The organism is Maribacter sp. 1_2014MBL_MicDiv (genome assembly GCF_001865655.1).
In the GTDB taxonomy this organism is placed as follows: Bacteria; Bacteroidota; Bacteroidia; order Flavobacteriales; family Flavobacteriaceae; genus Maribacter; species Maribacter dokdonensis.
The window spans coordinates 3,263,434-3,286,331 of sequence record NZ_CP011318.1 but is presented as its reverse complement, the minus strand read 5'-3'; the positions used below and the strand labels follow the sequence as shown (position 1 = coordinate 3,286,331).

The 22,898-nt window shown below is 36.4% G+C and carries 22 protein-coding genes; 9 read left to right on the top strand and 13 right to left on the bottom strand.

Going from position 1 to position 22,898, the window contains the following annotated elements:
• Positions 1-181: 181 nt before the first annotated feature.
• Genes YQ22_RS13880 through YQ22_RS13870 form a run of 3 tightly spaced genes read right to left on the bottom strand, consistent with a single transcriptional unit; the run spans position 182 to position 3,467 of the window.
• Positions 182-1,135, bottom strand: coding sequence for an AAA family ATPase (locus YQ22_RS13880; RefSeq protein ID WP_071341669.1), 954 nt, complete (start codon positions 1,133-1,135; stop codon positions 182-184).
• Positions 1,136-1,138: 3 nt separating this feature from the next.
• Positions 1,139-2,599, bottom strand: coding sequence for a peptidylprolyl isomerase (locus YQ22_RS13875; RefSeq protein WP_071341668.1), 1,461 nt, complete (start codon positions 2,597-2,599; stop codon positions 1,139-1,141).
• Entirely contained in the window at positions 2,568-3,467 is a 900-nt protein-coding gene (locus tag YQ22_RS13870; protein ID WP_071341667.1) for a peptidylprolyl isomerase, read from the bottom strand. Before YQ22_RS13870 ends, YQ22_RS13875 begins: the two co-directional genes overlap by 32 nt.
• 207 nt (positions 3,468-3,674) lie before the next feature.
• Here YQ22_RS13870 and YQ22_RS13865 point away from each other — a divergent pair, with 207 nt between their 5' ends.
• The 4 genes from YQ22_RS13865 to YQ22_RS13850 all read left to right on the top strand — a co-directional run bounded on the left by YQ22_RS13865 (position 3,675) and on the right by YQ22_RS13850 (position 7,243).
• Positions 3,675-3,914, top strand: a complete 240-nt coding sequence (locus YQ22_RS13865) for a hypothetical protein (protein ID WP_058104287.1) — start codon at positions 3,675-3,677, stop codon at positions 3,912-3,914.
• 135 nt (positions 3,915-4,049) lie between these two features.
• On the top strand, positions 4,050-5,060 hold the full coding sequence (locus YQ22_RS13860) for a serine hydrolase (RefSeq protein ID WP_335625955.1): 1,011 nt from the start codon (positions 4,050-4,052) through the stop codon (positions 5,058-5,060).
• 19 nt (positions 5,061-5,079) lie between these two features.
• Positions 5,080-5,823, top strand: a complete 744-nt coding sequence (gene rluF / locus YQ22_RS13855; protein WP_071341665.1) for a 23S rRNA pseudouridine(2604) synthase RluF — start codon at positions 5,080-5,082, stop codon at positions 5,821-5,823.
• A gap of 106 nt (positions 5,824-5,929) precedes the next feature.
• Positions 5,930-7,243 carry a carboxypeptidase-like regulatory domain-containing protein gene (locus YQ22_RS13850; protein ID WP_071341664.1) on the top strand — a complete coding sequence of 438 codons (1,314 nt, stop codon included), beginning with the start codon at positions 5,930-5,932 and terminating at the stop codon, positions 7,241-7,243.
• A gap of 91 nt (positions 7,244-7,334) precedes the next feature.
• Here YQ22_RS13850 and recQ read toward each other — a convergent pair whose 3' ends face one another.
• Entirely contained in the window at positions 7,335-9,545 is a 2,211-nt protein-coding gene (gene recQ / locus YQ22_RS13845; RefSeq protein ID WP_232231197.1) for a DNA helicase RecQ, read from the bottom strand.
• 174 nt (positions 9,546-9,719) lie between these two features.
• Between recQ and YQ22_RS13840 the strand changes: the two genes are divergently transcribed.
• From YQ22_RS13840 to lptB, 4 genes are read left to right on the top strand one after another with little or no spacing between them, the layout of a single operon-like run.
• Complete coding sequence (locus YQ22_RS13840; protein WP_071341663.1) at positions 9,720-10,697, top strand: KpsF/GutQ family sugar-phosphate isomerase; 978 nt, start codon at positions 9,720-9,722, stop codon at positions 10,695-10,697.
• On the top strand, positions 10,697-11,557 hold the full coding sequence (gene tatC / locus YQ22_RS13835) for a twin-arginine translocase subunit TatC (RefSeq protein WP_071341662.1): 861 nt from the start codon (positions 10,697-10,699) through the stop codon (positions 11,555-11,557). The genes YQ22_RS13840 and tatC overlap by 1 nt, the downstream gene beginning before the upstream one ends.
• Positions 11,541-11,891, top strand: coding sequence for a carboxymuconolactone decarboxylase family protein (locus YQ22_RS13830; RefSeq protein WP_071341661.1), 351 nt, complete (start codon positions 11,541-11,543; stop codon positions 11,889-11,891). Before tatC ends, YQ22_RS13830 begins: the two co-directional genes overlap by 17 nt.
• Before the next feature lie 51 nt (positions 11,892-11,942).
• Positions 11,943-12,683, top strand: coding sequence for an LPS export ABC transporter ATP-binding protein (gene lptB, locus YQ22_RS13825; protein WP_058103464.1), 741 nt, complete (start codon positions 11,943-11,945; stop codon positions 12,681-12,683).
• A gap of 9 nt (positions 12,684-12,692) precedes the next feature.
• On the opposite strand, the gene YQ22_RS13820 is transcribed toward lptB, so the two are convergent.
• The 3 genes from YQ22_RS13820 to YQ22_RS13810 are packed head-to-tail and all read right to left on the bottom strand — an operon-like array spanning position 12,693 to position 14,846.
• Entirely contained in the window at positions 12,693-13,073 is a 381-nt protein-coding gene (locus YQ22_RS13820) for a DUF4345 domain-containing protein (protein WP_071342599.1), read from the bottom strand.
• Positions 13,060-14,334 (bottom strand): MFS transporter, encoded by a 1,275-nt coding sequence (locus YQ22_RS13815; RefSeq protein WP_071341660.1) that lies wholly within the window; start codon positions 14,332-14,334, stop codon positions 13,060-13,062. Before YQ22_RS13815 ends, YQ22_RS13820 begins: the two co-directional genes overlap by 14 nt.
• Entirely contained in the window at positions 14,331-14,846 is a 516-nt protein-coding gene (locus YQ22_RS13810; protein WP_232231194.1) for a GyrI-like domain-containing protein, read from the bottom strand. Before YQ22_RS13810 ends, YQ22_RS13815 begins: the two co-directional genes overlap by 4 nt.
• Before the next feature lie 130 nt (positions 14,847-14,976).
• Here YQ22_RS13810 and YQ22_RS13805 point away from each other — a divergent pair, with 130 nt between their 5' ends.
• A complete protein-coding gene (locus YQ22_RS13805; RefSeq protein ID WP_071341658.1) occupies positions 14,977-16,674 on the top strand; it encodes an alkaline phosphatase D family protein in 1,698 nt (565 codons plus the stop codon).
• A gap of 49 nt (positions 16,675-16,723) precedes the next feature.
• Here the strand turns inward: YQ22_RS13805 and YQ22_RS13800 are convergent, their stop codons facing one another.
• The 6 genes from YQ22_RS13800 to YQ22_RS13775 are packed head-to-tail and all read right to left on the bottom strand — an operon-like array spanning position 16,724 to position 22,834.
• Complete coding sequence (locus YQ22_RS13800; RefSeq protein ID WP_071341657.1) at positions 16,724-18,904, bottom strand: B12-binding domain-containing radical SAM protein; 2,181 nt, start codon at positions 18,902-18,904, stop codon at positions 16,724-16,726.
• Between the two features lie 59 nt (positions 18,905-18,963).
• A complete protein-coding gene (locus tag YQ22_RS13795) occupies positions 18,964-19,473 on the bottom strand; it encodes a hypothetical protein (RefSeq protein WP_071341656.1) in 510 nt (169 codons plus the stop codon).
• Between the two features lie 39 nt (positions 19,474-19,512).
• Positions 19,513-20,457 (bottom strand): tRNA dihydrouridine synthase, encoded by a 945-nt coding sequence (locus tag YQ22_RS13790; RefSeq protein ID WP_071341655.1) that lies wholly within the window; start codon positions 20,455-20,457, stop codon positions 19,513-19,515.
• A gap of 10 nt (positions 20,458-20,467) precedes the next feature.
• Entirely contained in the window at positions 20,468-21,529 is a 1,062-nt protein-coding gene (locus YQ22_RS13785) for a flavin monoamine oxidase family protein (RefSeq protein WP_071341654.1), read from the bottom strand.
• A 26-nt stretch (positions 21,530-21,555) separates the two neighbouring features.
• Entirely contained in the window at positions 21,556-22,071 is a 516-nt protein-coding gene (locus YQ22_RS13780; RefSeq protein WP_071341653.1) for a DinB family protein, read from the bottom strand.
• A gap of 25 nt (positions 22,072-22,096) precedes the next feature.
• Entirely contained in the window at positions 22,097-22,834 is a 738-nt protein-coding gene (locus YQ22_RS13775; protein WP_071341652.1) for a CDP-alcohol phosphatidyltransferase family protein, read from the bottom strand.
• Positions 22,835-22,898 lie beyond the last annotated feature (64 nt).

Sequence of the window (22,898 nt, the reverse complement as noted above, 5' to 3'; positions counted from 1 at the left end):
TGCTAGTTCATTTAAGTTAACGCAATTTCGTAAAATTACGTAATAAAGAACGCATTTAAAACTAAATAAGTATGATTGCGGACTTTTTCTCAAATCCTTTAAAAAGTAGATAGATATCAAACATTTTTAATATCAAAAATGTTCATATCCTTGAAAAAGTGCAGAAAAAGGTGGAATTTTTTTAAAGCAGCTTATCAATAATATCCTCTTCAGTGATACCTTCTGCCTCTGCTTTATAATTTTTAATGATACGATGGCGTAAAATTCCTTTAACAACGGCATGCACATCTTCTATATCTGGTGAGAATTTACCATGAATGGCCGCATTGGCCTTAGCTCCAAGAATAAGGTTTTGGGATGCTCTTGGCCCTGCACCCCAATCTAAATATTGTATTACATATTCTGATGCTGTTTCCAGATTAGGCCTTGTACTATTTACCAACTTTACAGCATATTCCACTACATTATCCGCAACAGGAATTCTGCGCACCAATTCTTGAATAGCAATGATATCTTTAGCGTTAAAAAGCGCATTGATCACCTGCTTAGTGTTCGAAGTAGTATTTTTCACCACTTTAATTTCCTCTGCTATAGAAGGGTATTTTAATTCTATCGCGAACATAAAACGGTCTAGCTGTGCTTCCGGCAAAGGGTAGGTACCTTCTTGTTCAATTGGGTTTTGCGTAGCTAAAACAAAATATGGCAGTTCCAATTTATGCTGATGACCGGCAATGGTCACAGCTCTCTCTTGCATTGCCTCTAAAAGTGCTGCTTGGGTCTTTGGTGGAGTTCTGTTGATTTCATCCGCCAAAATAATATTGGAAAAAATAGGGCCTTTAAGAAATTTAAAACTTCTGTTCTGATCTAGAACCTCACTACCAAGAATGTCACTTGGCATTAAATCTGGCGTAAATTGTATTCTTTTAAAGTCTAGTCCTAATGCTTGGGCAATGGTATTCACCATTAAAGTTTTGGCCAGCCCTGGCACTCCTATCAGCAATGAATGCCCTCCTGTGTAAATTGAAAGCAGAATTTGTTCAATAACCTCATCTTGACCAATAATGACCTTGGCTATTTCTTTTTTAAGCTCAGCATGTTTTACTACTAGGCGTTCAATTGCTGCAACGTCTGACATATATTACTTTTTTACCCAATTATTAGCGAAATCACAATCTTTGTTCTCGTCATTAACGCTGATGTAGGTATCTTTAATATGCTCGTCCATCCATTTTTTAATGGCATTGTACTTTTTCTCTGTAAGTGCCAGCTCTTGAATCTTTGTATAATCCTTTGAGAAATCCGCTACGTGCTCATCAAACCTATTGGTAATCTTTAAGATTTTATATTTAGGTGCACCTCCTCTTGGATCTTCTTCCAATACCGGATACGTTATTTCATTATCCTTTAAATTTTGAACCTGATTGTAAAGGGTAGGATCCATTTTTGTAAGCTCAAACTTAGAATCGAAATTTACAGGATTACGTAAAAGTCCGCCATCAAATTTTGTTTCCTTTTCGTCAGAAAAATTCAATGCAGCTTCAGCAAATGTAAATTCCCCATCCATAATCTTTTTACGAATAGTGTCTAATTCAGCCTTAGCTTCATCCAACACATTTTGAGATATTTCTGGCTGGATCAATATATGTCTCAAATCCAATTCTTGACCTCTAATTTTTTCAATATAAATAATATGATAGCCAAAAACAGTTTCAAAAGGCTCAGAAACTTCACCTTCTTTCAAACTAAAAGCCACATCCTTAAACTTCTTGTCAAAACCAGTATCTTTTGTAATACTATAGAAACCACCTTTTGATTTAGATCCTGGATCTTGAGAATATAGAATAGCTTTTACACTAAAGCTAGCATCATTATCCTCCACATCTGCCTTAATCTGGTTTAGCTTATCAACCACCTTTTGCTTCTCTTCCTCAGAAGGCTCTGGCTCTTTGGTAATTTGTGCAATTTCTAACTCAGCGCCAAATACAGGACGTTCATCTTCAGGAATTTTATTAAAGAATTGACGAACTTCTTCCGGCGTAATTTCAATTTCCTTAATGATATCTTGCTGCATACGCTCAGATAACATACGCAACTTATTGATCTTATAAAGCTCTTCCCTAAAACTAGCCTCGTCTGTTTTCTTGTAGTATTTCAACACCTTGTCCATAGACCCAATCTGCTGAACCAACGATTGTAATTGGCGGTCGCCAGTAGCATTTACTTCATCATCAGAGACCAGAATACTATCTTGAACGGCTTGGTTGGCATACAACCTATCTTCCATTAACTTACCTAAAAGCCCGCAGTGTGTAATATCCTCAGTGGAAGCACCTTGACTTTTAAGATCGATCAGCGTTTTTTCAATATCAGAATCCAATATTACATAGTCACCCACAACAGCAGCAATACCATCTAATTTAATTCTCTTAAAATTGTTTGACGAATCTTTTTTTACTGTAATGGCTTCCGCAGCAGCTTCCATTGCTTGGGCCTGATCTGCCTCTGCATTTGGTATTGAATCTTGCGCGATAGCAAAACCTGAAAGCAGCAATGCCCCTATGTAAATACTATTTTTTGTTTTCGAAAACTTCAAATTCATTATCCTTGATTGCTTCATCTAATAATTCAGTTTCTAGTTTGCGTAGGTAGTCCATCTTTCTACGGCTTAATAAAACTTGTTCTATGGTAGGCTTAATAAATGACAAGGGAGCAATTTCATTAATATCCTTTGTCTCTACTATTTTTCCCAAATATACCCCGATTGAATCCTCTAATTCAAAAAATTGTGAATTTTTTAAGTACCTATTGGCATTCTCTGCGGTAATTGGAGGTATTTCTTCGAATATTCTTGTATTTCTAACCCAAATTGAATCGTTAAAATTCAGTTTATTAAACTGAACCCCAATAGAATCTAAATAACGTAGGTCATCTTCTTTAAATCTTTTTAAACGCTTACCAACTTCATCTTTATCCAAAAATCCTTTGGGCAAGGCTACAAATCTAATTCTGGCAATAGGTTCCTTTAGTTTAAAATTCTCTTTGGCGCGCTCGTAAAAAGCTTGAAGTTGTTCCGATGTTATTAGCGAATCTGTTGCTTGGGCTACCAAAGCTTCTTTATACACACTAGTATAGAGCTCGGTTCTATAATCATCTACCAGAGCATTGTATTGCGCAAGTTTTTCTTCGGATAAATTTATTTTGGCCTTGGACAGCAGTAATTGTTTAGACGCCCAATTATTAATATAATTTGTAGCGAATGATGCGCTATCTGCCTTTGACATATTTTCCGTAATCAGTGGAACAAGGTCTTCTTTATATAAAAAGGATTCGCCTACTCTAGCAATAGCCTTTCTTTCTTCCTCTTTTTTAAACATACCTTCACATGAGGTATAGACAATAGCAATAAGACCTATACCAAGTAAAAGGCAAAACCTGCTGAACAATAATTTAGATTTCTTAGAAAACATCGAGCAAAAATAGCAATTACCAAATCGTGTGCAAGTGCTTAATGATTTACTTAACACCTTTTTTTGGGAGTTACAATATAAACAAATACCTAATAATCAATAAGCACAGCTATTTTTAAAAATTGCAATCAACCTTTAAATAGTAAACGGGCTAAGGTTTTTTCGGTAAATTTGCTTACTTATTTTATAAACCAATACAAGACATTTTTGAACCGACAAATAAAACTAATTTGGGATTTCAGAGGTCCTACGGCACTTAAGACCGCAGAGCACCATGTTAAGCACCTCAATGAATTTATAGCACTAGAAAAAACCGCACTTAACATTACCGGTTTTAATGAAATCAATGACATGTACAGCACAGCCTTCATGGTCGTTGAAGAAAATGAAATGATCAAGGTAAGAGATTTATTAAAACCGCACAGAGGTGAAGTCTACACACCTTAATCTGACACCTATTACATGAAACATTGTTTACTTTTCATTTGCTGCTTCATATTAGTTTCTTGCACCGCCGAGCAACAAAATCCAAATTTTCTTGAGACGGCCTTAGCTTCAAAAGACATTAGTATTAAAAGGGTGATGGACAGTATTGAGAAATATCAGGTTCAAATTAGGTACACCCAAATTGATAGAAGAAATGACAGTGTGCTATTTACGGACTATGATTTTCAGGTAAGTGACAGTGTATACTTTTATCCGGCCAGTACGGTAAAATTTCCAACCGCAGTTTTGGCAATGGAAAAAATAAACCAATCCGACACCCTTACCATAAACACCAAATATTACATAGAAGGTGACACTATTGAAAGTACCGTTGCAGATGATGTCAATGAGATTTTTGCCGTCAGTGATAATTTAGCCAATAATAGGTTAATAGAATTTTTAGGTTTTGAAACCATCAACCAAAGTTTGAAAAACAAAGGCATAGCTCCTGTTAGGCTCTCACATAGACTTGGTTTTCATTCAGAAGATTTAAGAACAAAACCCATCATTATTTACCTTAATGATTCTACCACCGGTATAACACAACCCATTTTAAACAAAACGCCAAAACCTTTAGCATTGTTTGAAATAGAAAAGGGAAAAGGGTATTATGAAAATGATGAATATATTAACGAGCCATTTAGCTTTAAGCAAAAAAACTATTATCCCTTATCTGCTCAGCATAATCTATTAAAGCGAATTATTTTTCCAGAGAATTTTAATTTGAATGAACAATTTCATTTAAACAAAGAGCAACGCGATCATCTGTTAAATGCTATGCACACAGTGCCAAAAGAAATGGGTTATGACAAAAAAGAATATTACGATAGCTACTGTAAGTTTTTTCTTTTTGGTGATTCTAAAGATGATATACCAGAACATATCAAAATATATAACAAAGTTGGGTTTGCCTATGGAACATTAACCGATTGCGCTTACATTAAGGACACAAAAAATAATATAGATTTTCTATTGACAGCCACTATATTGGTCAATAAAGATGGTATATTCAATGATGATGTATATGAGTATGATGAAATAGGCATTCCATTTTTAGCGCAATTAGGACGCGAAATATATCAACAAGAACTACAGAGAAAAAAATAATTGAAACAAGAAGTTGACTATGCAAGATAATGCCGGTAAAACCAGAATTAACAAATACTTAAGTGAAGCGGGTTTTTGTTCACGAAGGGCTGCAGATAAACTTATAGAACAAGGTAGGGTAACCATTAACGGTCAAGTACCGGAAATGGGAACCAAAATTTCTGCTGGAGATATCGTAAAAGTAGATGGGGAACTGATCAAGGAACCCAAAGGCAAGTCAACCTATTTGGCATTCAACAAACCTGTAGGTATTGTTTGCACTACCGACACCGGTGTAGAAAAGGACAATATAATTGATTTTATAAATTACCCTAAGCGTATATTCCCAATAGGCAGATTGGACAAGCCCAGTGAAGGACTTATTTTTCTAACCGATGATGGCGACATTGTAAATAAGATTTTACGTGCCCGTAACAATCACGAAAAAGAATATTTGGTAACGGTAGACAAACCGATAACGATCGATTTTCTGAACAGAATGCGAAAAGGCATTCCTATTCTTGACCAAGTAACCAGAGAGTGTGAGGTGTATGAAGTTAGCACTTATCAATTCAGGATCATATTGACCCAAGGTCTTAATAGACAAATTAGGCGTATGTGCGAATATTTGGATTATCGGGTAAAAAAGCTGAAACGTATTAGGATCATGAATGTTCAACTAGACGTACCCGTTGGAAAGTGGAGAGATTTAACCGAAGAGGAATTAAAAGAGATCAATAGATTGGTAAGCACCTCCTCAAAAACGTTTGATGGAGAAAAATAAAGTCTGTTCCCATAACTCCAAAAATTACACATCAACAAAATGAATAATGGTTAAATAATTAGCTTAATTCACTAAAAATCATTATTTTAAGTAAAAAATTTGCACCATGTCAACTTACAACTTCAATATTAAAAAGCCCCTTAGCGCTTACTATGTTTTAATTCTTTTATGCTGCTTGGGATTAGGAATCCAATCAATGACCGCCCAAAACACTAATTTCATTGAGTATACAGGAGAAGTCTTAGACGCTGACAGCAAGAAAGCGCTGGTATTTGCCACGCTAACGGTGGACAATACCAATGTCACCACCATTACAAATTCAGAGGGACAATTTTCTTTAAAAGTACCCAATGAATTTAAAGGAAACAGCTTAACTATTGCCTTCTTAGGTTACAAGACCAAGCAATTGAATATAGCTGACCTACAACCGGAGAAGAACAAAATCTTTATGGAAGAGTTTGTTATGGCATTATCCGAAGCACAAATAGATGCCCCTAACGATGCCGAAGCTTTAGTAAAAGAGACCTTAGATAAAAAAGGAAGCAATTACTTAGATGAAAATACGGTGATGACAGCATTCTATAGGGAAACCATAAAAAAGAGAAGAACAAATGTAAGTCTTTCAGAAGCTGTTGTAAACGTTTACAAAACACCATACTCCTCAAATAGAACAGATGCCCTTGAATTATACAAGGCTCGTAAAAGCACTGATTATTCAAAACTTGATACCGTTGCCTTAAAATTACAAGGTGGACCGTTCAATACTTTGTTCGTGGACATGGTCAAATACCCTAAATATATATTTACCCCAGAAACATTAAACTATTATGATTTCTCTTTTGATACTTCTACGCGAGTAAATGACCAACTTATTTATGTAATAGACTTTAAGCAAAAGCCAGAAATTATTGATCCGTTATATGAAGGGAAATTATATATAGATGCTGAAAATAAAATTCTAACCAGTGCCATTTACTCTTTGAACATTACCGATAAGCGCCTTGCTTCTCAAATGTTTGTTCGTAAGAAACCAAAAAATGCAGAGGTCTGGCCAACAGAAGTATCTTACCGTGTAGATTACAGGGAAAAGAACGGAAAATGGTATTATGGTTACAGCAATGTTCTTCTTGAATTTAAAGTTAATTGGGATAAAAGACTATTCAATTCAGTATATAGTATGAGTTGTGAAATGGCCGTGACGGATTGGGAACAAAACTTGACCAACGCCATACCTAGGTCAAAGGATAGAATGAAATCTTCTATCATATTAAGTGACGAAGCACTAGGTTTTGCCGATCCAGACTTTTGGGGCGAATACAATATTATAGAACCAGAAAAATCTATTGAGTCTGCCATTAGAAAAATACAACGACAATTACGTAGAGGAAAAATAGACAACGGCGCGGCTGCCGCCCGTTAAAAGTTGTTTCAAGTGGGTTTGAAAAAAATTCCCTTTGGTTTTTCAATAAAGAAAATCAAAGGGAATTTTAATTTTAAAAGCGACAATTACATTAATTAGCCACCTCACTAATAAATTTCAATCTATACAAACGTAATTCTTCTTCCTCGTACTCACCATCAAACTCTGTCATGGCTTCTTCAAGATTATCACTATCTGCCTCTAAGAAATAATCATGTATTTCTTCTTGTTGATCTTCGTCTAAAATCTCATCGATCCAATAGTTTAAATTCAACTTTGTTCCGCTATAGACGATCTGCTCCATTTCCTTGATCAACTCAGGTATTTCAAGTCCTTTTGCCGATGCAATATCAGACAACGGTAATTTCCTATCTACATTCTGTATCACATACAATTTTAGAGCAGAATTTGCACCGGTACTCTTTACCACAAGATCATCCGGTCTAATTATTTCATTTTCAGAAACGTATGTATTAATAAAAGCGATAAAAGGCTTTCCATATTTTTTGGCCTTACCTTCACCTACACCATGAACATTAAGCAACTCTTCATGGGAAATAGGATATTTAAGGGCCATATCTTCTAGAGAAGGATCTTGAAAGACCACAAACGGCGGTACTCCCAATTTCTTTGCTTGACCTTTTCTAAGATCTTTTAATTGTTTTAAAAGTTTCTCATCTGCAATTCCGCCAGATTTAGCAGCTCCTACAATAGCATTATCATTTTCGGCATTGTACACATGATCTTTGGTCATCATGAAAGAAGAAGGTTTCTTTAAAAACTCCTTACCACTATCAGTTACATGAAGTACACCGTATTGCTCTATTTCTTTTCTCAAAAGTCCCGCAACCAATGTTTGGCGTATTAAGGCCATCCAATACCCCTTATCTTTATCAGAACCAATACCAAAAAATTCCTTTTCATTGGTTTTGTGAGATGATATTATTGCATTGCTCTTACCTCTTAAGGTATTTACAATTTCCTTTGATTTAAATTTTTCACTAGTTCCGGTCACCACTTTTAATAGCTTTTCTACACCATCCTTAGCCTCTTCTTTTTCTTTTGGGTTTCTGGTGTTGTCATCCATATCTGCCCCTTCACCGTTAACCTCGTCGAATTCCTCACCAAAATAATGAAGCATAAACTTACGTCTAGACATTGAGGTTTCTGCATAGGCTACAACTTCTTGCAACAGCGCATTTCCTATCTCTTGTTCTGCCACCGGTTTACCGGACATAAATTTCTCAAGCTTCTCTATATCCTTATAAGAGTAATACGCCAAACAATGACCTTCGCCACCATCACGGCCTGCCCTACCCGTTTCTTGGTAATAACTCTCTATACTTTTAGGAATATCATGATGTATAACAAAACGAACATCTGGCTTGTCTATACCCATACCAAAAGCAATAGTGGCCACAACCACATCTACATCTTCCATCAAGAACATATCTTGGTATTTAGATCTAGTTTTAGCATCAAAACCGGCGTGATACGGCACGGCACTTACACCATTTACCTGTAAAACCTGAGCCAATTCTTCTACCTTTTTTCGGCTTAGACAATATATAATACCGGATTTACCTGAATTTTGTTTTACAAAACGGATGATATCCGCCTCAATATTCTCCGTTTTGGTACGTACCTCATAAAACAAATTGGGTCTATTGAAAGATGCCTTAAACAAAGTGGCTCCACCAATTCCTAAATTTTTTATGATATCTTCCTGTACTTTAGGTGTAGCCGTAGCGGTAAGTCCTATAATAGGAATATTATCGCCCAAACGTTCAACAATAGATTTTAGGTTTCTATACTCAGGTCTAAAATCATGCCCCCATTCAGAGATACAATGCGCTTCGTCTACCGCTACAAAAGAAATAGTAACCGAGCGCAAAAACTCTACATTCTCTTCTTTTGTCAATGACTCTGGAGCAACATATAAAAGTTTTGTAACGCCGTTTGTGATATCTTGCTTTACCTGTTTTATTTCACCTTTGTTCAATGATGAATTGAGCACATGTGCTATTCCGTTCTCAGAAGATACACCACGTATGGCATCTACTTGATTCTTCATTAAAGCAATAAGTGGAGATACAATAATTGCGGTACCTTCTTGCATTAACGCAGGTAATTGGTAGCAAAGCGATTTACCACCGCCGGTAGGCATAATTACAAACGTATTATTCTGTCTTAAAACATTTTTAATTACCTCTTCTTGAAGTCCTTTAAACTGAGAAAACCCAAAATATTTTTTTAATGAGGAATGTAAATCGATATTGTCAAATTCTTTACTGTCTGTCACATTTTACATTTAAGGGGACACTACTTACTTTAAAAATCTATAAGCGAACAAAATTAATCTTTTGCCAAGCTTGGCGTTTCTAAATTATTATGCGATAATCGGCATTTAAAATTAAGTTTGTTTAATTTTGTCATCTTAAAGATAATACATTCTTTTAGGAATACAATCCATAATTTGAATAATAGATTGATTGCAACGGACACCATTATTGGCTTAGCAAAAAAAACCATTGAAACTGAGCGTGATGCTATAGCACAACTTTCATCTCTTTTGACCGACGATTTTGCCAGTATCGTAAACTGCATTATCCAGGCAAAAGGCCGTGTTATAATCTCTGGTATTGGCAAGAGTGCCATCATTGCCACTAAAATTGTAGCTACCTTGAATTCTACAGGTACTCCCGCAATTTTTATGCATGCTGGCGACGCCATTCATGGAGATTTGGGTACCGTACAGGATAATGACGTGGTCATCTGCATTTCTAACAGTGGAAATACGCCCGAAATCAAGATGTTGGTACCGCTCATAAAAAGAGGTACAAACAAATTAATTGCAATGACCGGTAATACCGATTCTTTTTTAGCAAAGCAGGCAGATTATATTTTAAATACCCATGTAGAAAAAGAGGCTTGCCCAAATGGTTTGGCTCCTACAACAAGTACTACCGCACAATTGGTTATGGGAGATGCCTTGGCCATAGTTCTATTGGAAATTAAAGGGTTTACCAGTTCTGACTTTGCAAAATATCACCCTGGCGGGTCATTGGGAAAAAGACTTTATCTAAGAGTTTCTGACCTTGTGAGCAAAAATCAAGTGCCAAGCGTACAACAAGACGAAGATGTCAAAAAGGTTATTGTTGAAATTTCTAAAAAAATGTTAGGGGTCACTGCCGTACTTGATAGAGAAAAAGTTGTTGGTATTGTTACCGATGGCGACATAAGACGAATGCTAAACAAGTATGATAATATAAAAGGATTGACCGCCAAAGATATCATGACCACCAACCCTAAAACAATATCTGCCAATACTTTAGCCATAAAAGCATTAGAGCAAATGCAGAAAAAGGGAATCTCACAACTGTTGGCCATGGATAATGATACCTACATTGGTGTTATACATTTACATAATTTAATAAACGAAGGTATTTTATAATGAGTTCCAAAGCTACTACCTCTCCTAACGAGATGTCATTTCTAGACCATTTAGAAGAATTAAGATGGCATTTAATAAGATCAGTTTTGGCAGTTGTCATTATTGGAAGTGTTGCCTTTTTAATGAAAGATTTCATTTTTGACACGGTTATTTTCGGACCTAAAAAAATGGATTTCCCTACCTACAAATTATTTTGTGATATCGCAACATATTTTGGATTTGACTCGGCTTTTTGTGCCGATAAACTTCCATTTACCATACAAAGTAGATTAATGTCCGGGCAATTTTCCGCACATATTTGGACATCCATCTGGGCCGGTTTCATTATTGGCTTTCCTTATGTCCTTTATGAAATGTGGAAATTTATTAGTCCGGGACTTTACGAAAAAGAACGAAGAAATTCTAGAGGCTTTATTTTCATAGCATCTTTCTTATTTTTTCTAGGTGTATTGTTCGGGTATTATGTGGTATCACCATTATCCATTAACTTTTTAGGCACCTACCAAGTAAGTTCAGAGGTTACCAATGAGTTTGACCTTGCGTCTTACATATCTACCGTTAGAGCATCTGTAATTGCTTGTGGTGTTTTATTTGAACTACCTATCATTATTTTCTTTTTGACCAAAATTGGCCTGGTAACCCCAGAAATAATGAGAAAATATAGAAAAATAGCATTGGTGGTCGTTTTAATCTTATCTGCCGTAATAACTCCGCCAGACGTTGCCAGCCAAATTATAGTGGCCATACCGGTATTGATCTTATATCAAGTAAGTATCTATATTTCTGCTATGGTATTGAGAAAAGAAAGAAAAAAAGGCGAAAAAGAAAAAAAAGCAAATAGAAATGTCAAATCAAATTGAAGAATTTAACGCGTATCGTTCTAAGATGAACGATAAGTTATTGGCCGATAATAATAAAATAGTAAAACGTATATTCAATTTAGACACCAATGCTTTTGCCGCTGGTGCCTTAGATGTGAAAACCAAAGAGTTGTTAGGTCTTGTGGCTTCTACGGTGTTACGATGCGATGATTGTGTAAAATATCATTTAGAAAGTTCATACAAAGAAGGTGTTTCTAAAGAAGAGGTCATGGAAACTTTAAGTATAGCTACTTTGGTAGGCGGTACTATTGTTATACCACACTTAAGAAGAGCTTATGAATACTGGGAAGAATTAGAAAACCAAGAAGGTTAAAAAATCCCTAATTACTTTTCTAGCAGACCAATAACCAATAGATTTGAAAACATGAAGTTACGTGCCGACAATATTATGAAATCCTACAGAGGCCGTAGGGTGGTTAAAGGAATTTCCCTTGAGGTAAACCAAGGAGAGATCGTAGGGCTACTTGGACCAAACGGTGCGGGTAAAACCACATCCTTTTACATGATTGTTGGCCTTATAAAACCTAACGGCGGAAGTATCTATTTGGACGACATGGAGATTACTAAATTCCCCATGTACAAAAGAGCACAAAACGGTATTGGGTACTTGGCACAAGAAGCGTCGGTATTTAGAAAACTAAGTATAGAAAAGAACATTCTCAGTGTACTACAACTAACCAAATTAAGCAAGAAAGAGCAGCACATGAAAATGGAATCGCTCATTGAGGAATTTGGTCTGGGGCATATTCGAAAAAACCGTGGCGATTTGTTATCTGGTGGCGAGCGAAGAAGAACTGAGATTGCAAGAGCTTTGGCTACCGATCCAAAGTTTATTCTTCTTGACGAGCCTTTTGCAGGAGTAGACCCCGTGGCCGTAGAAGACATACAACGTATTGTAGCGCAACTAAAGAACAAAAACATCGGTATACTTATTACCGATCACAACGTACAAGAAACACTTGCCATTACAGAACGTTCTTACCTAATGTTCGAAGGCGGAATTTTAAAATCCGGTATTCCAGAAGATCTGGCTGCAGATGAAATGGTACGTAAAGTATATCTAGGGCAGAATTTTGAGCTACGTAAAAAGAAGCTAGATTTTTAAAAACAAGAACTATTCCTTATACTTTTTAAGGTTATATAATCCCCAGCCAAAGAACAACAATTCTAATACTAATGCGGGAGTAAACAAAGGCGATACACCGTCAAACAGTGTACTCACTATTCTACCAAATGATATTCCTCCCATAAAAAGGACATTGCAGACCGTTGCCCCGTACCAAAATTTAGGATTTAAAGCTCCAAATAACCAATATAGGCCAACTCCCATATAAATTCCCATTACGGCACGTAGCATGTTCTTCAGTTCTAAATCTACCACCTGAAAACCCAAAAGTTCTGGCATAACAAAAGTAGGATAGGCGCCATACATCAAACCTGCAATAATGACGATTACAGCTGAAAGTAAAAGATTAAGATTTTTAGGAATTACCATAAAACCGTTTACCATAAAGTTGAAAATATCTAAAAGCTGCCAATCCGCCCACAAAAGAAAATACAGCCAACATCCAAAATACATGTTGATGCCCTTTTAAACCCGGTGATGCATCTAATAAGTACCCCATTGCGGGTCCGGCAAAAATATCTGGAGTATAGCCTACCAATGAAATAATACCCACAGCGGTACCTGTTAAAACTAAAGGGATTCTACCGCTTTGCATAACCGCGAAATACAAGGAACGTATGGCGTAAACACCTAGCGCCACAATCATAATCGAAAATATGAAAATAGCATAAGAAACATTTTCAACTACTCCCGAAGCAAAAATCAAAGAACCAATAAAGGCTATTACAAAACCTATGAATAAAAACAGACTAGGTCTAGACCGGTCTGCAACAATACCGATCAACACCCCTACTACCGGTCTTGCAAACAACAAAACAGTGCCAACTTCCGCTGAGGCAACTTCATTAAGCAACATTACATCTTTAGCATATAGCGAAAAAACATCCGTAATCTTGTAGCCAACATAGGCACATAAAATAATGACCATTAACAATTGAACCGATGGCAACCGCAGTACCTCTTTAACTTGTGAAGCTGTAATACGATCAATGACAATTTCTTTTTCTTGATCTGCAGGTAATTTCATGAACCACCATACCAAAACACCCACTACGGCTACAATACCTGCAGAAGTTAAAATAACATATCTAAAAGCAAAACGGCTCTCTTCCAAACTAGCGCCTTCCAAATCTGTAGTCATAAAATAAGAAAACACCACTACCCCAAGTGTACCGAACAAGGCTCCTACCAAGCCCCTACCACCATCTAAAAACCCGAACGCCCTGCCTTGAGAATTTATACCGCCCCAAACACGGGTAGCTTTTATCATAGGAGACCAAAAGAGAAATATGGTAGTAAAGCCCCAAAAACCATAAAGAACCTGCAACGTAAAATAATTGGGAAAAGTAGCGAATACCAATCCGCCCATTGCAGTTAACCAAAGTGCAATGGCTATTAACTTTCTTGGTTGATATTTATCTGCCAACGGACCACCAAGCACATATGAGACCAACGCTACAAAACCGTATACCGAAAAGCACAGACCTAAAGAAACATTATCGAGTTCAAAAACCTTTAAAACAGTAGGTCTAAAAACACGTTGTAGCACAAACGGCAAAATAAAGACACTTTCCCCAGCCAATATCAATAATAAGAGATAGTACCAGGGTGCTTTTTCAGGTTGTTTCATTTTGCTTTTATAGGAATCCAAACTTCTTCTTCTGAGTTGGGATCGTTGTTTTTATATGTAGCCCCAAGTACTTCAAAATGTGGGCGATCATCTAATTGATATTCTGAGTTAGGAATCCATTCCCCATAAATATATTGAAAGAAAGCAGGTGCATTTTGTGCACTTCCTTTATAATGAAACACAGCATATAAGCCAGTTGCCAATAGCAACATGTTCATGCCTTCGGGAATATTATCCACTTTATCAACCTCAACACAAGCCCACTTTACAAATTCGCTACCAGCGCTAAATCGTTCAAAATAATGGCTAGAATATTGTTGCAGTGATATAAAATCTTCAGACGCCCTATAATCCACTTCCTTACTACGTTGCCTAAACGTTTTCCAAAGTTGAGGGGTTTTATTATCTAACAAACTCATTTCAGCAGATAATCCTATCAACTTTTTTTCTTTAAGGGTAATAATCTTAGGAGTCATATTTCTACAGCTATTCTCCAAACTTAAGAAATTCATATAGAACAGTTATAAAACCAACTGACCTTAGGTCATTATTGTTACCGATAGTTTCAATAACACAAACATAAAGTTCAACTAACATAGATTGATCGGAATTAAAACAATTTTGAGGAAACTAATTTACCAGATGAAAAAGACGAAAAACACCAGAAGAAATTTTATTCAAAAAACCTTAATGGCTTCCGGGGGAATAATTTTAGCCCCAAACATTATAAGCTGTAGCGAAGATGACAATGTACAAGTTGAATATGACGAATCGCAATTAACTGTACAAAACTTTAGTTACGGGGTTGCCAGTTTTGACCCAAGTAATTCTGGTGTAATTATATGGTCACGTTATACCACGGCAAATGTTGAAATTATCTGGGAAGTCTCTACACAATCGGATTTTAGCAGCATATTAAGAACCGGAAAAATAACAACTGAAACCTCTAGGGACAATACTTTGGCCATTGAATTGACCGAGCTGGAAGCTGATCAAAAATTATATTATAGATTTATAAGTACTTCTGATAATTCCATTTCCGTGGTTGGTGAAACCATTACACTACCCACCGATGCTACGCAAGCCAAGTTAGCAGTTTGTTCATGTTCTAACTACCAAGCAGGTTTGTTTAATGCGTACGATGCAATGGCAAATTCCGATGCAGATATCATTGTTCATTTAGGAGACTACTTTTATGAGTATGGTGCCGGAGGATATGGTTCAACAGCAGAAAATGCATTTTTAAATCGTTCTCATGAACCAGAGGGAGAGATTATTTCATTGGATGACTACCGCACCCGATACAAACAATATAGATCGGATACATCCTTACAATTGGCGCACCAAAAAAAGCCTTTTATCTGTGTTTGGGACGATCACGAAATTGCCAATGACACCTATAAAGAAGGTGCTGAAAACCATGATGAAGCTACCGAAGGTAGTTTTGAAGTAAGAAAGCAAAATGCCTTACAAGCTTACAGCGAGTTTTTACCATTCTCAAGAATTTCTGCAGATGACAATAGTCTTATCTACAGATCTGTAAATATTGGAAACCTAGTTAATCTGGTGTTGATGGATACTCGTTTAATTGGCAGGGACAAACAATTAAGCATCACAGATTATTTTACTGCAACCGGTTTTGACGCTGTTGCATTCCAAACAGCATTATCAGACCCCAACCGCTCTATTTTAGGTACGGAACAAAGAGATTGGGTCATTTCAGAAATCAGTAACAGTAATGCAAAATGGCAAGTACTGGGGCAACAAGTGCTTATGGGTAAAATGAACGTGCCGGCAGAATTACTAACTGCTTTTGGCTCACCCAATTTTGCCACTATCCTTACAGAACTAGTCACCATAAAACTTAGGCATCTTAATAACGACCCAACATTGACACCGGAAGAAATAGTAAGGGTAACATCTGTTATTCCATATAACTTAGATGCATGGGACGGCTACCCAGTAGACCGTGAAATCATATACGGAGCGTTGAACGGCAAAAAAATTGTTACACTTGCCGGCGATACCCACAACGCTTGGCAAAATACGCTGATTGCTGCAGATGGTTCTGAAGTAGGCATTGAATTGGCAACTTCTTCCGTTAGCTCACCTGGTTTTGAAACTTACCTGGGTGCAACCGTCACCCCAGAATTAATAGCAGGTTTTCAAGAAGCAATGACAACCTTAATAGACAACCTAAATTATTTTGATGCTTCTAGAAGAGGATTTATGATGACTACTTTTACATCTACTGAAGTAACTTCTGAATGGATTTTTGTAGACACTCTTTTATCAACGTCCTATAGTACGGAGATAGGCTACACTTATAGCTATTCGTAATTTAACTTTTAAGGATAAAAAAGCCACTTTGTTATTCATTGTGGCTTTTTTATAATACCAAAAGCCCGTGATCCTGTAACCCCAGTATAGGCTTAGAATACCAGAACAATTCAAAATCCTCAAATTGCATTTCAAAATCTTTCTTTAATTGGGCAAAAGTAATTGATTTATTGGTTGGACTTATTTTCTCTAAATTATCCAATAGCCACTCACCCTGTTCTTTATCGACCGTAATTTCGTATACATCTGTGGTAGAATGGAAATATAACTGTAATTGCTCCCATGACCTACCCTTTTTCTTTTTCACCTGTTCTTGCACTAGTGGTATTTGTCCAATAAAAACAATCTTAGCGGTAGGTTTTGTTTTTAAGACTACTTCATGTTGCAGACAATCATAAATATAATCGGGTGATATGGTAGACTGCGGAATATCAAAATCGAACCATTCTTGTAAGCTCATATCAAAACCGATACCGTGCATAAAATTAAAGAGCGATTTCTTTAACCCGAAGCTGAATATACCGTGATCTATTCCGGTTTTATCCTTAAAATCTATATCGTTGTTTGCAAAGCTGATATCTTTTAAATTTGGCATTACCCCATATTTTTCAGGATCTAAACCAACCGGACTGTGCGCCGTTAATGCAAATTGGTGCCAAAAGCCAGATTGTATAATTCCCAGCTCAAACAACTGCCTTACCATTTCTAAACTATCTACCGTTTCTTGAACGGTCTGCGTTGGGTAGCCATACATTAAATACGAATGCACCATGATGTTCGCTTCGGTGAAATTTCTAGTAACCTGTGCTACTTGCGCTACCGTTACGCCTTTATCTATCAGTTTTAAAAGCCGGTCAGAAGCTACTTCCAAACCACCAGAGACCGCAATACAGCCCGATGCTTTTAATAGATAACATAAATCTTGGGTGAAATTCTTTTCAAAACGAATGTTCGTCCACCAGGTAATGGTCAAATTACGTTTTAACACCTCTAAGGCAAAAGCCTTCATTAATGAAGGTGGTGCCGCTTCATCAACAAAATGAAAACCTGACTCACCGGTTTGGGCAATTAAAGTTTCTACACGATCTACCAGCATACTTGCGGCAACCGGCTCGTAGATTTTAATATAATCTAAAGAAATATCGCAAAAGGTACATTTACCCCAATAACAACCATGAGCCATGGTAAGCTTGTTCCAACGACCATCGCTCCACAGACTATGCATTGGGTTGGCAATTTCAATGACCGAAATATAATTCTCTAATTGCAGATCAGCATAATCTGGTGTACCCACATCTTGCTGCTTATAATCTTGCCTTAAACTATCATTCTTATAAACAACTTTACTATCCTTTAAGACAAAAGCACGCTTTAACTCCCCTTCTCCATGAACTATATATTGATGTACCAATTCTAACGGAAGTTCACCATCATCCAAGGTTATAAAATCAAAGAATTCAAACACCCGAACATCGGTAAGGTTGCGCAATTCTGTATTTGGAAATCCGCCACCCATGGCAATTTTCACATCAGGATAATTAGCCTTTATAAATTGGGCACAACGAAAGGCGCTATATAAATTCCCTGGAAAGGGTACCGAAAAACAAACCAATTTGGGTGTGTGTTCCTCTAATTGCTTTTTTAATATATTGAGCGTTAATTCATCAATAAAGGTTGGCTTTTTATTCAAGTGATCATATAGCTCATCAAAAGAATTGGCGCTGCGCCCAAGCCTTTCTGCATATCTACTAAAGCCAAAATTTGGATCTATACATTCTACTATAAAATCTGAAAGATCCTCCAGATACAGAGTTGCCAAATGCTTGGCTTTATCTTGCATACCCATATTCCCAAATGCCCATTCCAAATCATCTAATTGTTGAAATCTAGAAGCTTTTGGCAAAAAACTATCCGTACATAACTGCCTTGCCAAAGTATCATTTTTACCTTGTAGAAATAGAATAACCGCATCTAAGGTTTTTAAGTACTCATGACGAAGTGCATATATTCTTTGGGTATTCTCAGTTACAATAGCATCTGCCTCAAAAGCCATTGCAAACAGCTGCTGAAAAGTATTTTTATTGAAGAGTGATAAAATAACCTCAATCCCTAAATCTGACTGGTAAGAAGAAATATCCTTTGTGTTCAAAAAACCCTTTATGTATGCCGTTGCCGGATACGGAGTATTTAATTGAGTAAAGGGCGGTGTTATTAAAATAAGGTCTTTCACTAGCGATTTTTAGAACAAGGTAGCAAAGATAATGGTTACGCTACTCATAATTCAATATCTCACGTACCGCTTGTTGGTATGCTCTGGGTTTGCTGGCTACTTTTTACAATCCTTTGTATAGTTCGGTAATTATCTGCACGATCAGGCAAAAAGGAAAAGAACTTTTTCTCAATGTTAACTATAATAGCATCTGACGTTCTTTGTACCGTTGGAATTGAATCTGAATATCTTCGTTCTAATTGAAATTTCAGCTTAACATCTGTTCTTTCTATAATTTCTGATTCTACTAAAGGATTTTCAATTAATTCATTAAGTTGACGCCAGTTTTCTTCGCTATTTTCCAAACATAAACTATGCTTAGATTCAAGAAAATCTTCATATGAAATCTCACTATATTTTTCATAATCAAATAGTTGCCAAAAAGTTATACCAAATGCCCCAACAAACCCTACAATAATTTGAAATTCCCAGTCATTAAAATCAAACTTATCAAACCATAGCATTACTCCAAAACAAATTGGAAAAAACATTACGACTTTTAATAAAAATTTGGTGGTTTTATTTTTCATAATAAGTTATTTGCAATATCTTACAATATAAGAAAAATCTCACTCGTTATTTAATATCTCACGCACCGCTTGTTGATAAGCCCTAGGATTGTTAGCTTTTTTTATTTTTTTAAAAGCTTTATGCGGATTAGAAGTAGACAGTGCAAAATACTCCCAAAAGCCCCTCATTTTCATTTTTATAGGTGTTGGTCCTGATAAAGCCTCATCATATTGCTGATAGATCGTATCGTGAAATTCCGAAAAAATCTTCCAACGGTCTTTTGGGTATTCGGTGGTATTGTTCTTGATCATACCAGGTAGAAATGGGTCGGCAATCAGCCCTCTGCCCATCATAAAATGGTCTATGCTAGGAAAGCGCTCTTTCATTTCTTTAAACTTAGCTACAGTGGTAATATCTCCATTATAGTAGAGTTTGTGTTTGGTACCGTCTATACATTTCTGAAAAGCATCTAAATCTACACCGCCTTTATACAGCTGCTTTCCTATACGCGCATGAATGGCAATATTTTTTAACGGATACTTATCTAGAATTGGAAAAACATCTAAAATTTCTTCTGCGTGCTCATAGCCCATTCTCATTTTCATGGAAACCACTACATCTGTTTCTTCATGCGCACGTTTTAAAATATGGTCAATTTTCTCAGGATTACAAATGAGTCCGCTTCCCATACCTTGCTTTGTTACCATTGGGTATGGACAACCTAAGTTCCAGTTGAGTTCCTTGTAACCTAAACTTTGAATATACTTAATCACAAATAAAAACTCATCGGCATCGCCCGTCATAACCTGCGGTATTACCTCTAGAGTAGTGTTATTATCAGGTTGTAAATCTTTCTGATACGAATTTTTGATGACCATTTTACCGTTCAGTCTAATGTATGGCGCATAAAAAGTATCTATACCTCCAAAATATTTATGAAACGCATTTCGGAATCTAAAATCGGTAAAGCCTTGTAAAGGTGAAGATAGTAAGGTAACTGACATTTAAAATTGGCTACTTGTTGTGCAGTTTCTTGAGTTTTGCAACAACAGATTCAGCTGCAAAAATAGCGCCTTCCATGTAACCTGAGTGATGTTTTGAAGTTTCTGCACCAGAAATAAACAATTTATTACCATTTAGAGGTTTAGAAAATACAGCGTGACCTCCATTTTGATGTGGAAACAAATGGTCTGCCTGCATGTCCGATTTTGTAAATTCTTCATTATACCAAGCCGTTTCATGATACGCCACATAGTGTAAAGCATCATCACCAAAAACCATTTTTAATTGCGCTTCAATTTTTTCTATACGTTGTTCTTTAGTAAAACGGGCACAACTACCCGATGCAAAACCAACCAGGGCAAATGAATTGTTTTCTACATTAGACTGATCATAAAACTCAGTCAAAGGACCAACATTACTAAATATAGTGCCCGATTTTCCCTGCGCTCTCCAAAATGGTTTTTTATAGGTCAATGCTACTTTAATGGAATCTTGCATCCATGTATGTGTGTGCTCTGCAACGGCTAGCAACTCATTTGGCAATGATGGAGAAAAATCAATTTGATCAATTAAAACTGCAGGGGGCAATGTAGTAATAACCACATCGGCCATCAATATTTGAGATTTAGTAACCACTTTGGTTATATGTTCCTCAAAAATAACCTTATCTACTTTTTCGTTCAACAAAACCGTATCTGGCGCAAGTTTAGAAAAAATTGCATTTATTAAATCTACCGTACCATTCTTAAAACGATAACTAGGGCTATCGCTAGGGACAGCAATTTCTTGAGGTGGCACATTTGAAAATGTTTGAAAATAAGATATACCGGTCATGAATTGTTCAAAATAGGGAACCTTGAACTTTTCTATAACATCCAATAAATGATAATGGCTGTCATTAAACCAGGTGGCACCCATTTCAACTTTGGTTTTGTTGGATTCCACGGTATGTATTCTTCCTCCAATACGGCTTCTAGCTTCTAATACCTTTACATTAAAACCAAGTTCTTGAAGACGGTACGCAGTTAACAAACCAGATAATCCTGCGCCGATAATTACTATCGTTTTATTCATGCTGATAAAAAATGGAATTTAAAAGTTTATGAAATATCGGCTTGTAATATACTTACAGTAACCAATAACTGACCAATATGTCTTTGGCTATGCTCCGCAGCATGAAACAATAAACCTATAACGGTTGTTGGCAATCTTTTTCTACCAACAGTTCTATCTTCGGTAAGTGAATTTTCTGGAACGGTTTTAAAATACCCTATAGCCTCTTCTACTTTAGCAGAAAATTGCTCTTGCAAATAGATTACGTCTGTATTTAGATTAAAAGTACCTTCTTGTTTCAAAAAAGTAAATTGTTCATCTGATAACGATTCACCTTTAGCGTAGGTCAACATGCGATCTAATACTCCCGTCACATGGTTCATATGAAAACCTACGGAAGCCCTACCTGCCGTTTTAGCCCATAATAATTCTTTAGGGAAATCAGCAGTGTACTTCTTTAACTCACGTTCTGATTGTAAAAGTGCATGTACGGCAGGCTGTAACAAATCTGGCACACCTTCAATTGGTCCACTTAACCAAAACTCATATTCTTCATTCTCCATAGTTATCTTTCCTAAATGTACAGTATTAAAGTCTCTCTTGTATTACTGAACTTACTACATAGAATAAAATAATCAAAGGGATGGCCATAAATTTCATGGTTACAATAAGCACCAGGCTAATAATTAAAAAGATATAACGCATGGCATTATCCTTAAAACTGGTATTCTTAAATTTTAATGCGAACAAGGGCAAATTGGCATTCAACAAATAGGCGCTTACCAATGTCAAAATTATTAAGAACCATTGATTGAGAATAATACCGTTTAACAATTCATTGTTTTGATACATTAATATAAGCGGTAACGAAAGAATTAACAAAGCATTGGCCGGAGTAGGCAAACCAATAAAGGAAGAGGTCTGGTTTTCATCAATATTGAACTTAGCCAATCTATAACCTGAAGCCATTGTAATTACAAATCCGAAAAAGGGCAATAAATGCTGAAATGTAATGGCACCACTTTCAAGAAAAAAGTGAGAACCATCTCCCCAACCACTTGTCTGCGACATTGCCAACAACTGAAACATTACAATACCCGGTACCAAACCACTTGTGATCATATCGGCCAAAGAATCTAACTGAAGGCCTAATTCACTTTTTACATCAAGAACACGAGCTGCCAATCCGTCAAAAAAATCGAAGAATATACCCAGAGCCACAAAAATTGCGGCAATTTCCAATTTATTCAAAACGGCAAAAACCGATGCCACACAACCGCAGAAAACGTTTAAAAGAGTAATAAAATTTGGAATATGTCTTTTCATAATATTTCGCCTAAGGTCAAAAAAGGGGCAAGATAGGTATGCCCCTTTAACAATATTTGCTCTA

Excerpts from the sequence above, each read along its gene's own strand:
- YQ22_RS13880 (WP_071341669.1), bottom strand. The coding sequence starts at position 1,135 with ATGTCAGACGTTGCAGCAATTGAACGCCTAGTAGTAAAACATGCTGAG.
- YQ22_RS13875 (WP_071341668.1), bottom strand. The coding sequence starts at position 2,599 with ATGAATTTGAAGTTTTCGAAAACAAAAAATAGTATTTACATAGGGGCA.
- YQ22_RS13870 (WP_071341667.1), bottom strand. The coding sequence starts at position 3,467 with ATGTTTTCTAAGAAATCTAAATTATTGTTCAGCAGGTTTTGCCTTTTA.
- YQ22_RS13860 (WP_335625955.1), top strand. The coding sequence starts at position 4,050 with ATGGACAGTATTGAGAAATATCAGGTTCAAATTAGGTACACCCAAATT.
- rluF (WP_071341665.1), top strand. The coding sequence starts at position 5,080 with ATGCAAGATAATGCCGGTAAAACCAGAATTAACAAATACTTAAGTGAA.
- YQ22_RS13850 (WP_071341664.1), top strand. The coding sequence starts at position 5,930 with ATGTCAACTTACAACTTCAATATTAAAAAGCCCCTTAGCGCTTACTAT.
- tatC (WP_071341662.1), top strand. The coding sequence starts at position 10,697 with ATGAGTTCCAAAGCTACTACCTCTCCTAACGAGATGTCATTTCTAGAC.
- YQ22_RS13830 (WP_071341661.1), top strand. The coding sequence starts at position 11,541 with ATGTCAAATCAAATTGAAGAATTTAACGCGTATCGTTCTAAGATGAAC.
- lptB (WP_058103464.1), top strand. The coding sequence starts at position 11,943 with ATGAAGTTACGTGCCGACAATATTATGAAATCCTACAGAGGCCGTAGG.
- YQ22_RS13820 (WP_071342599.1), bottom strand. The coding sequence starts at position 13,073 with ATGGTAATTCCTAAAAATCTTAATCTTTTACTTTCAGCTGTAATCGTC.
- YQ22_RS13815 (WP_071341660.1), bottom strand. The coding sequence starts at position 14,334 with ATGAAACAACCTGAAAAAGCACCCTGGTACTATCTCTTATTATTGATA.
- YQ22_RS13810 (WP_232231194.1), bottom strand. The coding sequence starts at position 14,846 with ATGAATTTCTTAAGTTTGGAGAATAGCTGTAGAAATATGACTCCTAAG.
- YQ22_RS13805 (WP_071341658.1), top strand. The coding sequence starts at position 14,977 with ATGAAAAAGACGAAAAACACCAGAAGAAATTTTATTCAAAAAACCTTA.
- YQ22_RS13795 (WP_071341656.1), bottom strand. The coding sequence starts at position 19,473 with ATGAAAAATAAAACCACCAAATTTTTATTAAAAGTCGTAATGTTTTTT.
- YQ22_RS13790 (WP_071341655.1), bottom strand. The coding sequence starts at position 20,457 with ATGTCAGTTACCTTACTATCTTCACCTTTACAAGGCTTTACCGATTTT.
- YQ22_RS13785 (WP_071341654.1), bottom strand. The coding sequence starts at position 21,529 with ATGAATAAAACGATAGTAATTATCGGCGCAGGATTATCTGGTTTGTTA.
- YQ22_RS13780 (WP_071341653.1), bottom strand. The coding sequence starts at position 22,071 with ATGGAGAATGAAGAATATGAGTTTTGGTTAAGTGGACCAATTGAAGGT.
- YQ22_RS13775 (WP_071341652.1), bottom strand. The coding sequence starts at position 22,834 with ATGAAAAGACATATTCCAAATTTTATTACTCTTTTAAACGTTTTCTGC.